General features: G+C 48.1%; 15 protein-coding genes and 1 other annotated feature. All 15 genes read left to right on the plus strand.

The window, feature by feature from the left end:
* Positions 1–78: 78 nt before the first annotated feature.
* The 15 genes from sigH (at position 79) to fusA (ending at position 16,403) form a co-directional block, all read left to right on the plus strand.
* Positions 79–729, plus strand: coding sequence for an RNA polymerase sporulation sigma factor SigH (gene sigH, locus SB752_RS29725; RefSeq protein ID WP_005828894.1), 651 nt, complete (start codon positions 79–81; stop codon positions 727–729).
* A 309-nt stretch (positions 730–1,038) separates the two neighbouring features.
* The gene (gene rpmG, locus SB752_RS29730; protein ID WP_003392018.1) at positions 1,039–1,188 is read left to right on the plus strand and encodes a 50S ribosomal protein L33; all 150 of its coding nucleotides are present in this window, start codon (positions 1,039–1,041) and stop codon (positions 1,186–1,188) included.
* Entirely contained in the window at positions 1,188–1,436 is a 249-nt protein-coding gene (gene secE, locus SB752_RS29735) for a preprotein translocase subunit SecE (RefSeq protein WP_410719068.1), read from the plus strand. The genes rpmG and secE overlap by 1 nt, the downstream gene beginning before the upstream one ends.
* Before the next feature lie 45 nt (positions 1,437–1,481).
* Complete coding sequence (nusG, locus tag SB752_RS29740; protein ID WP_049742216.1) at positions 1,482–2,018, plus strand: transcription termination/antitermination protein NusG; 537 nt, start codon at positions 1,482–1,484, stop codon at positions 2,016–2,018.
* Positions 2,019–2,201: 183 nt separating this feature from the next.
* Positions 2,202–2,627, plus strand: a complete 426-nt coding sequence (gene rplK, locus SB752_RS29745) for a 50S ribosomal protein L11 (RefSeq protein ID WP_005828886.1) — start codon at positions 2,202–2,204, stop codon at positions 2,625–2,627.
* Positions 2,628–2,716: 89 nt separating this feature from the next.
* Positions 2,717–3,400 (plus strand): 50S ribosomal protein L1, encoded by a 684-nt coding sequence (rplA, locus tag SB752_RS29750; RefSeq protein ID WP_410719069.1) that lies wholly within the window; start codon positions 2,717–2,719, stop codon positions 3,398–3,400.
* 42 nt (positions 3,401–3,442) lie between these two features.
* Positions 3,443–3,605, plus strand: a sequence feature (ribosomal protein L10 leader region).
* Positions 3,606–3,630: 25 nt separating this feature from the next.
* Positions 3,631–4,146: a 50S ribosomal protein L10 gene (gene rplJ, locus SB752_RS29755; protein WP_410719070.1), complete on the plus strand. Its 516-nt coding sequence runs from the start codon at positions 3,631–3,633 to the stop codon at positions 4,144–4,146.
* A 56-nt stretch (positions 4,147–4,202) separates the two neighbouring features.
* Complete coding sequence (gene rplL / locus SB752_RS29760; protein ID WP_088910278.1) at positions 4,203–4,565, plus strand: 50S ribosomal protein L7/L12; 363 nt, start codon at positions 4,203–4,205, stop codon at positions 4,563–4,565.
* A gap of 101 nt (positions 4,566–4,666) precedes the next feature.
* Entirely contained in the window at positions 4,667–5,263 is a 597-nt protein-coding gene (locus SB752_RS29765; RefSeq protein WP_410719071.1) for a class I SAM-dependent methyltransferase, read from the plus strand.
* Between the two features lie 310 nt (positions 5,264–5,573).
* Positions 5,574–9,113 (plus strand): DNA-directed RNA polymerase subunit beta, encoded by a 3,540-nt coding sequence (gene rpoB / locus SB752_RS29770; RefSeq protein ID WP_410719072.1) that lies wholly within the window; start codon positions 5,574–5,576, stop codon positions 9,111–9,113.
* A 30-nt stretch (positions 9,114–9,143) separates the two neighbouring features.
* Positions 9,144–12,770 (plus strand): DNA-directed RNA polymerase subunit beta', encoded by a 3,627-nt coding sequence (rpoC, locus tag SB752_RS29775; protein WP_410719073.1) that lies wholly within the window; start codon positions 9,144–9,146, stop codon positions 12,768–12,770.
* Between the two features lie 137 nt (positions 12,771–12,907).
* Positions 12,908–13,162: a 50S ribosomal protein L7ae-like protein gene (locus SB752_RS29780; protein WP_049742223.1), complete on the plus strand. Its 255-nt coding sequence runs from the start codon at positions 12,908–12,910 to the stop codon at positions 13,160–13,162.
* Between the two features lie 122 nt (positions 13,163–13,284).
* Complete coding sequence (rpsL, locus tag SB752_RS29785) at positions 13,285–13,728, plus strand: 30S ribosomal protein S12 (protein ID WP_005828873.1); 444 nt, start codon at positions 13,285–13,287, stop codon at positions 13,726–13,728.
* A gap of 54 nt (positions 13,729–13,782) precedes the next feature.
* Positions 13,783–14,253, plus strand: coding sequence for a 30S ribosomal protein S7 (rpsG, locus tag SB752_RS29790; protein ID WP_007716226.1), 471 nt, complete (start codon positions 13,783–13,785; stop codon positions 14,251–14,253).
* A 71-nt stretch (positions 14,254–14,324) separates the two neighbouring features.
* Positions 14,325–16,403: an elongation factor G gene (fusA, locus tag SB752_RS29795; RefSeq protein ID WP_410719074.1), complete on the plus strand. Its 2,079-nt coding sequence runs from the start codon at positions 14,325–14,327 to the stop codon at positions 16,401–16,403.
* The last annotated feature ends 121 nt before the right edge of the window (positions 16,404–16,524 follow it).

Here is a 16,524-nt window from a genome sequence, read left to right on the forward strand (position 1 = left end):
GATTCGGTTGACGCTTTTTTACGGCATCATGTATAATAGCGTCATCTATGGAGAAACCGGTTGGCGGAGGGATCATTTGTGAGTGTTGACCTCAAGGAGTTAAAACATGCCCAATATGAACTGATGACCGACGAAGAAGTAGTCGACCTGGTTCGCGATAATGACGCAGAAGCTCTGGAGTACTTGATCAACAAGTACAAGAACTTCGTGCGTGCCAAAGCGAGATCCTATTTTCTTATTGGGGCTGACCGCGAAGATATCGTGCAGGAAGGGATGATCGGACTGTACAAGTCTATTCGCGACTTCCGAGGGGACAAGCTCACTTCTTTCAAAGCTTTTGCTGAGCTGTGCATTACTCGTCAGATCATCACAGCCATCAAGACGGCTACCAGACAAAAGCATATTCCGCTCAATTCGTACGTATCGCTGGACAAGCCGATCTACGATGAGGATTCTGACCGCACCTTACTGGATGTCATTTCTGGCACCAAGGTGACAGATCCCGAAGAATTGTTTATTAACCGCGAGGAGTTTGATGATATCGAGGGTAAAATGAGTGAGATTTTGAGCGACCTGGAACGTCAGGTGCTTATGCTCTACCTGGATGGACGCTCGTATCAGCAGATTGCTGTTGAGCTAAAGCGTCACGTCAAATCTATCGACAATGCCTTGCAGCGTGTAAAGCGTAAATTGGAGCGTTATTTGGAAGGAAGAGAGATTCATCTGTAAAAAGAGAATCTCTCTTTTTTATTCCTAGCAAAATCGAAATTGCTTTCAGTAGGGTAAACGGTGCAAAAAAGGGAAATAGCGGATTTTTTATGGAAGCAAAATGCTTTCGTCTTGTCAAGTCGTTTTGTTTGACATGGGTATTTCGGTGTGATAAATTTATTTAGGTAGCCATAGACTCTTATCTCTCTGTTCTATGGTTACTTTGGTGAATGAAATGGTCTGGAAAAAGTAGCGGTTTTCCCGTACTATTTATCATCGGGGTACTTTTCATTAATAGTAAGGTTTGAAATGAGATGGAGGTGGCAATAAATGCGAGTAAACATCACGTTGGCGTGCACCGAGTGTGGCGAGCGTAACTATATCTCCACCAAGAACAAGCGCACCACTACTGAACGTGTTGAACTGAAAAAGTATTGCTCCCGTGACAAGAAGCAAACCCTTCATCGCGAGACGAAGTAATGGTTGATGCGACGAAGTCAGGGGGTGGCAAAGTGGGTTTTTTAGCACGAATCGGAGCCAGTTTTCGCCGTACCGGTGACTTTTTTGGCGACGTAATGTCCGAACTGAAGAAAGTCCGTTGGCCCAACCGTAAGGAATTGACGACCTACACGCTCGTTGTTCTCGTAACAGTTGTGCTGTTAGCACTGTTCTTCTTCGTCGTTGATTTGGGTATCTCGCGCTTGATCGATTTGATTCTAGGAACGTAATTTTGCAAGTCTTAGGAGGGACGGACGGTTAACGTCCTGGTGGATATGGAAAAAGCATGGTATGTACTTCATACGTACTCAGGTTACGAAAACAAGGTTAAAACGAATCTTGAGAAACGCCTCGAGTCGATGGGCATGGAAGACAAGATCTTTCGCGTTCTCGTTCCCACTGAAGAAGAAGTGGAGACTAAGGATGGCAAAAAGCGCACCGTCACGAAAAAAGTGTTTCCTGGATACGTCCTTGTTGAAATGGTGATGACGGACGACTCATGGTATGTCGTGCGTAACACTCCTGGGGTTACCGGCTTTGTCGGATCCACAGGCGCCGGCTCCAAGCCGACAGCGCTGCGTCCCGAAGAGGCCGATACGATTCTCAAGCAAATGGGGATCGAAATTCCCAAAATCAGAGTCGATTTTGCTCTCCGCGATATGGTGCGCGTCACAGATGGTCCATTTTCTAATCGCACCGGGGAGATTATCGAGATTCACCCGGACAGACAGAAGGTTCGCGTATTAGTGGACATCTTCGGTCGCGAAACACCGGTAGAGCTAGACTTTACACAAGTTCAAAAATTGGATTAGGATACAACTTGAAAAGTATCGTGCTATATGGTACATTTCATTTTGTTTTAACAATCCCACAACAATATCTGGGGTTTCTTGCACTCTCACTATAGATCGAAGGTCGTTACATAGACTTTCACCAAACGGTGGGAGGGGGCATTCCCCCGTAATAACCACATGTGAAGTAAGGAGGTGTCTTACGTGGCTAAGAAGGTTATCCGCGTAATTAAATTACAAATCCCAGCAGGTAAAGCGAATCCTGCACCTCCAGTAGGTCCGGCGCTCGGTCAAGCTGGTGTTAACATCATGGGATTCTGTAAAGAATTCAATGCTCGTACAGAGAGCGAAGTTGGTATGATCATCCCGGTGGAAATCACCGTGTTTGAAGACCGTTCTTTCACTTTCATCACGAAGACTCCACCAGCTGCAGTTCTTCTGAAAAAAGCTGCTGGCATCGAGTCCGGTTCTGGCGTACCAAACAAAACAAAGGTTGCTACGCTGAAGCGTGATAAAGTTCGTGAAATCGCAGAACTGAAGCGCCCTGACCTGAATGCAGCATCCGTTGAAGCGGCTATGCGCATGGTTGAAGGTACTGCACGTTCTATGGGTATCGTAATCGAAGACTAATTGTCTTAAGTGCAAGGGGGCACAGACATTGTGCCCCCCTGTCTGTGGGAGGATTAACCGCTACGACCACATTGAAGGGAGATTTAATCATGGCGAAAAAAGGTAAGAAATATCAAGAGGCTGTAAAGCTCGTTGATAAAAACAAAGTATACGAAGTAGCAGAAGGTATCGAGCTGGTTAAAAAAGCAGCTACTGCTAAATTCGATGAAACTGTTGAAGCAGCTTTCCGTTTGGGCGTAGACCCTAAGCGTGCTGACCAACAAATCCGTGGCGCTGTTGTATTGCCTCATGGTACTGGTAAAGTACAACGCGTTCTCGTATTCGCTAAAGGCGAAAAAGCAAAAGATGCAGAAGCAGCTGGCGCTGACTATGTAGGCGATGCAGACATGATCGCGAAAATTCAAGGTGGCTGGTTCGACTTTGACGTTGTAGTAGCTACTCCTGACATGATGGGTGAAGTAGGTAAATTGGGTCGTGTACTCGGTCCAAAAGGCCTGATGCCAAACCCTAAAACCGGAACTGTTACATTTGATGTAACCAAAGCGGTTAACGAAATCAAAGCAGGTAAAATTGAGTATCGCGTAGACAAGCAAGGTAACATCCACGCTCCGATCGGAAAAGCATCCTTCGATGCTGACAAGCTGGCTGACAACCTGGCTGCATTGACAGATGCGCTGAACCGCGCGAAACCAGCAGCAGCTAAAGGTGTTTACATGAGAAATGTAACCCTGAGCTCCACTATGGGTCCTGGCGTACGCGTTGCTGTAAAATAATGGCACTTGACTTCCTTTGTGGGAGTTGTTAAGATAGTTCCTGTTGATGAAAAGAATAGGCCGTAGACAGATGGTGCAAAGCTTTCTAAAGCAATGCTTAATATCCCTCCGAGGCGTGTGATGTACGAAAGAGGAAATGAGATTTCCTTTGACGATAAAGCATTATGCCCTCGTGAGTCTGCGAGGGCATTCTTCATTTTCTAGGAATTAGAGCACGGGAGGTGTAAACAATGGCAGAAATTCGTCCAACCGTTATTCGTGAAGAAAAGGTACAAGCGATCAACGAAATCGCAACTAAGCTTCGCGAAAGCCAAACAACAGTGGTAGCTGACTACCGCGGTCTGACAGTAGCACAAGTAACTGAGCTGCGCAAACAATTGCGTGAAGCAGGTGTTGAGTTCCAGGTGTTGAAAAACTCCCTGACTCGTTTGGCTACTGAGAAGGAAAGCCTGACTGAACTGGATCAATATCTGACTGGCCCGAACGCGCTGGCGTTCTCCAATGACGATATCATCGCTCCAGCGAAAATCATCGCTGAATTCGCTAAGAAAAACGACAAGCTGGAAATCAAGGGTGGCGTAATCGAAGGTAAAGTAGTTGCTGCTGATCAAATTCAAGCACTCGCAACTCTTCCATCCCGCGAAGGTCTCCTTTCCATGCTTCTTTCCGTCCTGCAAGCTCCAATGCGCAACGTTGCACTGGCAGTCAAAGCAGTGGCAGAACAAAAAGAAGGTCAAGGCGCGTAATCGCCTGATCGCTTAACATTTCAACTATACTTTTCCTTGAATGGGAGGATTTCAAAATGTCTAAAGAGCAAATCTTGGAAGCCATTAAAGGCATGTCCGTTCTCGAACTGAACGACCTGGTAAAAGCAATCGAAGAAGAATTCGGTGTAACTGCTGCTGCTCCTGTAGCTGTAGTTGCTGGTGGCGGTGCTGAAGCGGCTGCTGAGCAAACTGAATTCACTGTAAACCTGGTAAGCGGTGGCGCTTCCAAAATCAACGTTATCAAAGTTGTTCGCGAGCTGACTGGTTTGGGTCTGAAAGAAGCAAAAGACCTGGTAGACAACGCTCCAAAAACACTCAAAGAGGGCGTTTCCAAAGACGAAGCAGAAGCTCTCAAAGCAAAACTCGAAGAAGCTGGCGCACAAGTAGAAGTAAAGTAAGTTAGCTTCCTAATGGAAATCCCCTTGCCTGCGGCAGGGGGTTTTTCTGTAGAAGTGAGAGAGCTTTGCTTCTATATCGATGCGAAGAGGGTGAATCACACGTGGCAGATCACTACTACACCAATCGACCGGGCGCTGCACATGACGAGCAGCAGTTTACGTTTGTGCTTCGCGGCAAAGAACTGCGTTTTTGGACAGATGCAGGTGTTTTTTCGCGCGATCGGATTGACTTCGGCAGTGTATTGCTCATCGAAGATATGGACATTCCCAGTCGTGCTCGAGTGCTGGATGTGGGATGCGGTTATGGTCCTATCGGTTTGACTGCTGCCGGACTTGCTGCTGAGGGACAGGTGACGATGATTGACGTCAACGAGCGTGCTGTGAGCTTGGCGCGACGTAACGCGGAGTTGAATGGCGTGGAAAATGTTGAGGTTCTCGTTAGCGATGTTTACAGCGGCGTGCAGGGAAAGCAGTACGATATCATCCTGACCAATCCACCTATTCGAGCGGGCAAAGAAATCGTCCATCGCATTTTTACGGAAGGGTATGAGCTCCTGGCTGAAGGTGGCGAGATGTGGGTAGTGATTCAAAAGAAACAAGGTGCCCCTTCAGCATTGAAGAAGCTTCAGGAAACCTACCACGAAGTAATAGAGATAGACCGGAAAAAAGGCTATCACATTTTTCGGGCGATCAAATAGTCAAGGAAAGACTCATTAGGAAACTTTTCTTGACGGGAATAACCCGATATGATAGCATTATAAAATGTCAATATGGGATAAATGTCTATTTTTCAGTAATTCCCTGTCTGTCAAGCATTTTTTCTTTTCATGAAAAAGAAAGGAATGTTTGTGTAAAAACATGGGAATTCTTTTAAAATAGAGTTTCTCTGGGTTAAAAATGGTGTTACTGCTTTAACCCATTTTTATTTTTGAGGCATTCGTCTGCTCTCTTAAAGTTGCCGAATGCCAAGTTTCTGTGTGTGAAAACACAACCTGAGGGGTGAATAAGTTGGCAGGTAAAGTGATTCAAAGTGGCCGACACCGCCAGCGTCGTACGTATTCACGTATTAACGAAGTGCTGGGCCTTCCAAATCTCATCGAGATTCAGCAAAAGTCCTACCAATGGTTCCTTGATGAGGGGCTCCGTGAGATGTTCCAAGACATTTCGCCAATCCAGGACTTCACAGGTAATCTCGTGCTGGAGTTTATCGACTACAGCTTGGGAGAGCCGAAGTACGATGTTGACGAGTCGAAAGAACGTGACGTCACCTATGCGGCGCCTCTGCGTGTGAAGGTACGTTTGTTGAACAAAGAGACGGGAGAAGTGAAGGAACAAGAAGTCTTCATGGGGGATTTCCCGCTCATGACTGAAACGGGAACCTTCATTATTAATGGTGCTGAGCGCGTTATTGTCAGCCAGCTTGTTCGTTCCCCCAGTGTATATTACAACACCAAAGTGGACAAAAACGGCAAGCAGACGTTCACAGCTACTGTGATCCCGAACCGGGGCGCGTGGTTGGAGTTGGAGACTGATGCGAAAGACGTAATCTATGTCCGCATCGACCGTACACGTAAAATCCCGGTAACGGTCCTTTTGCGTGCATTGGGCTTTGGTTCTGACATTGAGATTTTGGGCTTGCTGGGTGAAGATGAATACATCAAGAACACGCTGGAAAAAGACAATACGGACTCTACCGAAAAAGCGCTGATCGAGATTTACGAGCGCCTGCGTCCAGGTGAGCCGCCGACAGTTGATAATGCGAAGAGTCTCTTGGTCTCTCGCTTCTTTGATCCAAAACGCTATGATTTGGCTTCTGTCGGTCGTTACAAAATGAACAAGAAGCTTCATCTGAAGAATCGCCTGTACAATCAGCGTTTGGCAGAAACGTTGGTCGATACCGATACTGGTGAAATTTTTGCTGAGGCAGGTCAAATGATTGACCGTCGTGTATTGGATCGCATTTTGCCAGCTCTGGAAGGAAACATCGGTGGTATTGATGTTCGTACGCATGGCGGCGTTTTGGAAGAGGAAGCGATTCATCTGCAATCCATTAATATTTTCTCTCCGATCGAAGATGGCAAGATCATCAAGATCATCGGAAACGGAAATGTAGATAAATCAGTCAAGCATATTACGCCGGCAGATATCGTTTCGGCGATCAATTATTTCATGAACCTCTTGCATAGCGTTGGTTCCACAGACGACATCGATCACTTGGGTAACCGTCGTCTCCGTTCCGTGGGTGAGCTCTTGCAGAACCAGTTCCGTATCGGTTTGTCCCGTATGGAGCGTGTGGTTCGTGAGCGTATGTCCATCCAGGATCAAAACCAGATTACGCCGCAAGCTCTCATTAATATCCGTCCAGTGATTGCATCACTGAAGGAGTTCTTTGGTAGCTCGCAGCTGTCTCAGTTCATGGACCAAACAAACCCGCTTGCTGAGCTGACTCATAAACGTCGTCTCTCTGCACTCGGACCTGGTGGTCTGACTCGTGAGCGCGCAGGCTTTGAAGTGCGCGACGTTCACCATTCCCACTATGGCCGCATGTGTCCAATTGAGACGCCAGAGGGTCCAAACATTGGTTTGATCAACTCGCTGTCTTCCTTCGCTCGCATCAACGACTACGGCTTTATCGAAACGCCTCGTCGTAAGGTCGATCCGGAGACAGGCTATGTTCTTACCGATATCAGTTATTTGACGGCTGATGAGGAAGACGTGTTTAACGTGGCACAGGCGAATCAGCCTCTCGATGAAGTTGGTCGCTTTGTGAACGACATGGTTATTTGCCGCCGTAAAGGTGAAATCTTGAGCGTTCCACGTGACAAGGTTGACTTCATGGACGTATCCCCTAAACAGGTAGTGTCCGTGGCAACCGCGTTGATTCCGTTCCTTGAAAACGATGACGCGAACCGCGCATTGATGGGTTCCAACATGCAGCGGCAGGCCGTTCCGCTTTTGATTCCACAAGCACCGTTTGTCGGTACAGGTATGGAGCATAAAGCAGCGCAAGATTCCGGGGTAGCAATCGTTGCTAAGCATCCGGGTCAGGTAGAGCGTGTAACGGCTCGCGAAATCTGGATTCGTCGTTACAAAGAAATCGACGGCAAGAAAGTCGCTGGCGATATCGATAAGTACAAGATGCACAAATTTATCCGTTCCAACCAAGGTACGTGTATCAACCAACGCCCAATTGTAAGCCGTGGCGACTGGATTGAAAAAGGCGATATCGTTGGTGACGGTCCATCCACCGAAAAAGGTGAATTGGCTCTCGGTCGTAACGTGATCGTTGCGTTTATGACATGGGAAGGATACAACTACGAAGACGCGATTCTTCTGAGTGAAAAACTGGTTAAAGATGACGTGTATACGTCTATCCATATTGAAGAATACGAGTCCGAAGCACGTGACACCAAGTTGGGTCCAGAGGAAATCACACGCGATATTCCAAACGTGGGTGAGGACGCTCTGAAAAACCTGGACGAACGCGGAATTATCCGTGTAGGTGCAGAAATTCAGGATGGCGACATTCTCGTTGGTAAGGTTACTCCAAAAGGGGTTACTGAGCTGACAGCAGAAGAACGTCTCCTGCATGCGATCTTCGGTGAAAAGGCTCGTGAAGTTCGCGATACGTCCCTGCGCGTACCGCATGGTGGTTCCGGTATTATCGTGGATGTCAAAGTCTTTACGCGTGAGAATGGCGACGAGCTGCCTCCAGGCGTAAATCAACTGGTACGTGTCTACATCGCTCAAAAACGGAAAATTTCCGTGGGTGACAAGATGGCCGGTCGACATGGTAACAAAGGGGTTATTGCCCGGATCATGGCAGAAGAAGACATGCCATTCCTCCCAGATGGCTCTCCAGTTGAGATCGTACTCAACCCGCTTGGCGTACCTTCGCGGATGAACATCGGTCAGGTATTGGAGACTCACCTTGGTATGGCAGCGAAGCTTCTGGGTATTCACGTGGCAACGCCAGTATTTGACGGTGCACGCCAGGCAGAAGTATTCGAGACATTGGAAGAAGCCGGACTCGACCGCGATGGTAAAACCATTCTGTTCGATGGCCGTACAGGTGAACCGTTCGATCGACGTGTAACCGTCGGTTGCGTATACATGCTGAAACTGGCTCACTTGGTTGATGACAAAATCCATGCCCGTTCTACTGGTCCTTACTCACTCGTTACACAGCAGCCATTGGGTGGTAAAGCTCAATTCGGAGGACAGCGTTTCGGGGAGATGGAGGTTTGGGCACTGGAAGCATATGGTGCAGCCTACACCTTGCAAGAAATTCTCACTGTGAAATCCGATGACGTCGTCGGACGTGTGAAAACGTACGAAGCGATCGTCAAAGGCGAAAACGTTCCAGAGCCAGGCGTTCCTGAGTCCTTCAAGGTATTGATCAAGGAGCTGCAAAGCTTGGGTATGGACGTGAAGATCCTGTCCGGAGATGAGCAGGAGATTGAAATGCGAGAGATGGAAGATGAGGATGAGGGCAATGGTGAAAAACTGAACCTCGTACTCGAAGGCGGAAGCTTGAACGAAGAGTAAGATTCCGGTACAAAAGGGAGGTAACGCCCTGTGATAGACGTGAACAACTTCGAATATATGAAGATCGGCTTGGCTTCCCCCGATAAGATCCGTTCCTGGTCTTTCGGGGAAGTAAAAAAGCCGGAGACGATCAACTACCGCACACTGAAACCGGAAAAAGACGGCTTGTTCTGCGAACGCATCTTTGGACCGACCAAGGACTGGGAGTGCCATTGCGGTAAATACAAGCGTGTACGTTATAAAGGTGTAGTGTGCGATCGTTGCGGCGTGGAAGTAACCCGCGCCAAAGTACGTCGTGAGCGCATGGGGCACATTGAACTGGCTGCCCCAGTTTCTCACATCTGGTACTTCAAAGGGATTCCGAGCCGTATGGGCTTGGTTCTCGATATGTCCCCGCGTTCCCTGGAAGAAGTAATTTACTTTGCTTCTTACGTGGTAACGGATGCTGGGGATACACCTCTCGATAAGAAGCAGCTGCTCTCCGAAAAAGAGTACCGCAACTATCGTGAGAAATACGGCCACTCCTTCCAAGCGATGATGGGTGCAGAAGCGATCAAGCGTCTGCTCGCTGAAATCGATCTGGACAAAGATGTGGAAACGTTAAAAGAAGATTTGAAAACGGCACAAGGCCAACGCCGAAACCGCGCGATCAAGCGTCTGGAAGTGCTCGAGGCATTCCGCAACTCCGGTAACCACCCGGATTGGATGGTTCTTGACGTACTGCCAGTAATTCCGCCGGAGCTGCGCCCGATGGTTCAATTGGATGGTGGACGCTTTGCCACATCCGACTTGAATGACTTGTACCGTCGTGTAATCAACCGGAACAATCGTCTGAAGCGCCTGCTTGAGCTGGGTGCTCCTGACATTATCGTACAAAACGAGAAACGCATGCTGCAGGAAGCAGTAGATGCGCTCATCGACAACGGGCGTCGTGGACGTCCTGTAACAGGACCAGGTAACCGTCCTCTGAAATCTCTCAGCCACATGCTGAAAGGTAAACAAGGTCGTTTCCGTCAAAACCTGCTCGGTAAGCGTGTTGACTACTCCGGTCGTTCCGTTATCGTTGTAGGACCAAACCTGAAGATGTATCAGTGCGGTTTGCCAAAAGAAATGGCACTCGAGCTCTTCAAGCCGTTCGTGATGAAAGAGCTGGTGGCAAAAGGCCTCGCTCATAACATCAAGAGCGCAAAGCGCAAGGTAGAGCGCGTTCAGCCTGAGGTATGGGATGTACTTGAGGACGTTATCCGCGAGCATCCAGTACTGTTGAACCGTGCCCCCACCTTGCACCGTCTGGGTATCCAGGCGTTTGAACCAGTATTGGTAGAAGGTCGCGCGATCCGTCTGCATCCGCTCGTTTGTACAGCGTACAACGCGGACTTCGACGGTGACCAAATGGCTGTTCACGTTCCGTTGTCTGCAGAGGCACAGGCAGAAGCCCGTATCCTCATGCTGGCAGCACAAAATATCTTGAACCCGAAAGACGGTAAGCCGGTAGTTACGCCATCCCAGGATATGGTGCTTGGTTCTTACTACCTCACGTTGGAGCGGGAAGGCGACAAAGGCGAGGGGACGATTTATCGTGACCCGCATGATGCGATTGCCGCGTACCAGCAGGGCTACATCAGCCTGCATACACGTATCGCTCTGCCTGCGAAGCGCCTGAACAAAACGAGCTTTACTGAGCAGCAAGAGAACGCGCTTCTCGTAACGACTGTAGGGAAAGTCATTTTTAATGAAATTTTCCCTGCTGATCTGCCGTTCATTAATGCACCAACCAAAGCTAACCTGCAATTTATGGTTCCAGACGAGTGCTTTATCTTTGATAAAGGTACGAACGTTACGGAGTTCATTAAGAACCTCCCTGATCCAGGTGCTGTGAAGAAAGGCTTCCTCGGAACTATTATTTCGGAGTGCTTCCGTCGCTTTGGTACGATGAAAACATCCATGATCCTCGATAAGATCAAGGAATTGGGCTTCACGTACTCGACAAAAGCAGGTATCACGATTGCCGTAGCAGACATCGCGGTACCAGGTAAGAAAAAAGATATCCTTGATGGTGCAGACGAAAAGGTTGCAACTGTCATGACTCAGTTCCGTCGCGGTTTGATTACCGAAGACGAGCGCTATGACCGCGTTATTTCCATCTGGTCCAAAGCCAAGGATGAAGTAACAGAAGTGTTGATGAAATCGATGGATAAATTTAATGCTATCTTTATGATGGCAAACTCCGGTGCCCGCGGTAACGTATCCCAGATTACTCAGCTGGCAGGTATGCGCGGTCTGATGGCGAATCCGTCTGGTCGAATAATCGAGTTGCCTATTAAATCCAACTTCCGTGAAGGTCTGACGGTATTGGAATACTTTATCTCCACGCACGGTGCGCGGAAAGGTCTCGCCGATACGGCACTTCGTACAGCGGACTCGGGTTACCTGACTCGTCGTCTCGTAGACGTTGCCCAAGACGTGATCGTCCGCGAAAAAGATTGTGGTACGGATAAAGGAATTCGTGTTACAGCAATTAAGGATGGTAAAGAAGAGATCGAAAAGCTGTCTGACCGTCTAATCGGTCGTACATGCTTCGAGACTTTGCGCCACCCTGTGACCAAAGAAGTCATTATTGGCCGCAATGAGGAGATTTCTGAAGAGGTTGCCGAGTATATCGAAAAAGAAGGCATCACTGAGGTTTACATCCGTAACGTACTTGCTTGCCGCACCAGCCATGGTGTCTGCAAACTGTGCTACGGACGCAACCTGGCAACAGGTGCCGAGGTGGAAGTAGGGGAAGCAGTAGGTATTATTGCTGCTCAGTCTATTGGTGAGCCGGGTACCCAGCTGACTATGCGTACCTTCCATACCGGTGGGGTTGCGGGAGACGATATTACCCAAGGTTTGCCGCGTATTCAGGAGTTGTTTGAGGCGCGCAATCCGAAAGGGCAAGCCGTTATCTCCGAGATTGACGGTGAAGTTGTCGACATTCGCGAAGGTAAAGATCGTCGCGAAATCGAAGTTCGTGGTGAAGCGGAAAACAAAGTGTATGCAGCTCCGTACGGCTCTCGCATCAAGGTTTCTGTTGGCGTCAAGCTGAATGCCGGGGATGAACTCACAGAGGGTTCCGTAGATCCGAAAGAAATGCTGAAAGTTCGCGGCATGCGCGGAGTTTCCAACTACATTTTGCAAGAGGTACAAAAAGTTTACCGTATGCAGGGTGTAGAAATTAACGATAAACACGTGGAAGTAATGATTCGTCAGATGCTTCGCAAGCTGCGTGTTATTGATAGCGGGGATACGGATCTTCTGCCAGGTTCCTATGTGGAAGTTCCGGAATTCGAACAAGCAAATGCGAAAGTACTCATTGAAGGCAGAAATCCAGCAGTTGGTCGTCCAGTACTCTTGGGTATCACGAAAGCATCCCTCGAAACGGACTCCTTCTTGTCGGCAGCATCCTTCCAGGAGACGACTCGCGTTCTGACCGATGCAGCGATCAAAGGAAAAGTGGACCGCTTGCTAGGTTTGAAAGAGAACGTTATTATCGGTAAGCTGGTTCCAGCTGGTACCGGTATGTCGCGTTATCGCAATATTAAAGTGGCAAGTCAGATGGATTACGAAGCAGAGCTTGAGGCAGGGAAAGCGCAGCAAGCAGCTGTTTCAGTGGAGTAATTGCAGGTTAAGCGCCCATCATTTGCGGTGGGCGCTTTCCTAAATAAAAATATGAAGTGGGACGTTGACAACTCATAGCCCACCTGATATTATATTCAAGTGTGCCTGACATCTGTACTTTGGAGGATATGAAAATCATGTCTTATGAAAAAGTAGAGCGGGCCAAGGAGTTGACGATCGGCATTAAGCAGACGATCAAAGCTGTCGAACACCAACAGGTAGAAGCAGTTTACATCGCTACGGATGCTGATAAGCGTTTGACCCAAAAAGTCGAGCTCCTTTGCAAAGAGAAGGGTGTTCCAGTCATCCATGTAGATTCCATGCGTCGATTAGGCAAAGCGTGCGGGATCGAAGTGGGGGCAGCTACTGCTGCGATTAAGAAAAGTGGTTAATGATGTTTTTGTCAGTTGTTACACGTTGCGTAATGCTGGACAAGGACTTTCTATTTGGCCTAAAAATGACTCACCTGGATCTGTGGTCTTGAAGATTGGGTATTAAGAAGGGAGGTAACATCATGCCTACAATTAACCAATTGGTGCGTAAAGGTCGCGAGGATAAGGTTGTGAAGTCGAAGTCCCCAGCTCTTCAAAAAGGGTACAACAGCTTCAAGAAAAGCCAAACCAACCAAAGCTCTCCTCAAAAACGTGGTGTTTGCACTCGTGTAGGTACCATGACTCCGAAAAAACCAAACTCCGCGTTGCGTAAATACGCTCGTGTGCGTTTGACTAACGGTATCGAGGTAACTGCATACATCGGTGGTATTGGCCACAACCTGCAAGAGCATAGCGTCGTGCTTGTGCGCGGCGGTCGTGTAAAAGACTTGCCAGGGGTACGCTACCATATCGTTCGTGGTGCACTTGACACTGCTGGTGTGAACAACCGTAAACAAGGTCGTTCCAAATACGGTACTAAGCGTCCGAAGCCAGGTCAAGCAGCTGCTGCAGCGAAAAAGAAATAATGAAAACGCCTTTGAAGTGGCGTGAAGTTATATTGAAAAGAAGGAGGGAATACGATGCCTCGTAAAGGTCCTGTAACCCGTCGTGACGTGCTGCCTGATCCTATTCATAACAGCAAGTTGGTTACTCGCTTGATTAACCGCCTGATGTTGGATGGTAAGCGTGGTGTAGCTCAGAACATTCTCTACAACGCATTTGACATCATTCAGGAGCGCACAGGTCGCAATCCGATGGAAGTGTTTGAAGAAGCACTGAAAAACGTAATGCCAGTACTCGAAGTTAAAGCTCGCCGTGTAGGTGGTGCTAACTATCAAGTACCAATCGAAGTAAAACCAGAGCGCCGTACGACTCTTGGTCTGCGTTGGATGGTTAACTACTCCCGTAACCGTGGAGAAAAAACCATGGAACAACGTCTTGCTAACGAGATCATGGACGCTGCTAACAACACTGGTGCAGCTGTTAAAAAGCGTGAAGACACACACAAGATGGCTGAAGCGAACAAAGCGTTTGCTCACTATCGCTGGTAGGATTTTAAAATGGGTATCCGTTTCGGATACCCGTATATTCTCACACACGAGTTATGGAAGGAGCATACCTAATGGCTCGCGAGTTCTCTCTCTCGAATACGCGTAATATCGGTATCATGGCTCACATTGATGCTGGTAAGACGACTACCACGGAGCGTATTCTGTTCTACACTGGTCGCGTTCACAAAATTGGTGAGACACACGAAGGTGCGGCTACCATGGACTGGATGGAACAAGAACAAGAGCGCGGTATTACGATCACTTCCGCCGCTACTACTGCTCAATGGAAAGGCCATCGTATCAACATCATCGATACGCCTGGTCACGTAGACTTCACTGTAGAAGTGGAGCGCTCCCTGCGCGTTCTTGACGGTGCTGTAACCGTTTTTGACGCAAAGGGTGGTGTAGAACCACAGACTGAAACCGTATGGCGTCAAGCTGACAAATACGGTGTTCCGCGTGTTTGCTACATCAACAAAATGGACATCATCGGTGCTAACTTCGACATGTGCTTGGAGCAAATCCGCACTCGTCTTGGAGCTAACCCGGTAGCAGTTCAATACCCAATCGGTGCTGAAGATCAGTTCAAAGGAATGGTTGACCTCATCGAGATGAAGGCAATCATCTATACTGATGACCTGGGTAAAACATCTGACTCTGTAGAAATTCCTGCTGACCTGAAAGAAAGATGCGAAGAACTGCGTCTGGCATTGGTTGAAGCAGCTGCAGAACAAGATGAAGAATTGATGATGAAGTACCTCGAAGGCGAAGAGTTGACTAACGATGAAATTCGTTCAGCTCTGCGTAAAGGTACCATCGATGTTAAACTCGTTCCAGTAATGTGCGGTTCTTCTTACCGTAACAAAGGTGTTCAACCTATGCTGGATAACGTAGTAACTTTCCTGCCATCGCCTGTAGACATCCCGGCGATCAAAGGTACATTGCCAGACACCGAAGACGAAGTGTCTCGTCCAGCTGACGATAACGGTCCATTCTCTGCTCTTGCTTTCAAGATCATGACTGACCCTTACGTTGGTCGACTGACCTTCTTCCGTGTGTACTCTGGTGTATTGAATGCTGGTTCTTATGTACTCAACTCTACTAAAGGCAAGCGTGAGCGTGTAGGCCGCATTCTGCAAATGCACGCAAACCACCGTGAAGAGATCCAAACGGTTTACTCCGGTGATATCGCTGCTGCAGTAGGTTTGAAAGATACAACAACTGGTGATACTCTGTGTGATGAAAAGTCTCCGGTTATCCTGGAGTCCATGACATTCCCAGAACCAGTTATCTCCGTTGCGATCGAACCTAAGTCTAAAGCAGACCAAGACAAGATGGGTATTGCCCTCTCTAAATTGGCTGAAGAAGACCCTACGTTCAGAACTCGTACGGATGAAGAAACAGGTCAAACAATCATTTCCGGTATGGGTGAGCTTCACCTGGAAATCATCGTTGACCGTATGAGACGTGAATTCAAAGTGGAAGCGAACGTAGGTGCACCACAAGTTGCTTACCGTGAAACATTCCGTACAGCAGCTAAAGTGGAAGGTAAATTCGTTCGTCAGTCCGGTGGTCGTGGTCAATTCGGTCACGTTTGGGTAGAGTTCGCTCCACTCGAAGCTGGTGCTGGATTCCAGTTTGAAAACAAAATCGTCGGTGGTGTGGTTCCAAGAGAATACATCCCTGCTGTTCAAGCGGGTATCGAAGAATCAATGAAAAATGGTGTTATCGCTGGCTTCCCGCTGGTAGATATCAAAGCTACTATCGTAGACGGTAGCTACCATGACGTTGACTCCTCCGAGATGGCATTTAAAGTAGCAGGTTCCCTCGCTTTGAAAGAAGCTGCGAAAAAATGTGGCGCTGTTCTCCTTGAGCCAATCATGAAAGTAGAAGTAATCATGCCTGAAGAGTACATGGGCGACGTAATGGGTGACCTGAACTCCCGCCGCGGTCGTATCGAAGGTATGGAAGCTCGCGCAAATGCACAAGCGATCCGTGCAATGGTACCACTGTCCGAGATGTTCGGATACTCCACAGTTCTTCGTTCCCGTACACAAGGTCGTGGTAACTACTCCATGGAGATCGATCACTACGAAGAGGTACCAAAATTCATCTCCGAAGAGATCATCAAGAAGTCCAAAGGCGAATAATAGTAGCTCCTGGCTTTATCTTCAAACAAGAAAGGTTTACAATAGTAAAGGGACAACCATTAGTAGGGTAAACCTTTCTTTAACCAATATAACCCTTATCATTTAAGGAGGCTTTTCTCTC

The organism is Brevibacillus sp. SIMBA_040 (assembly GCF_046535075.1).
GTDB lineage: Bacteria > Bacillota > Bacilli > Brevibacillales > Brevibacillaceae > Brevibacillus.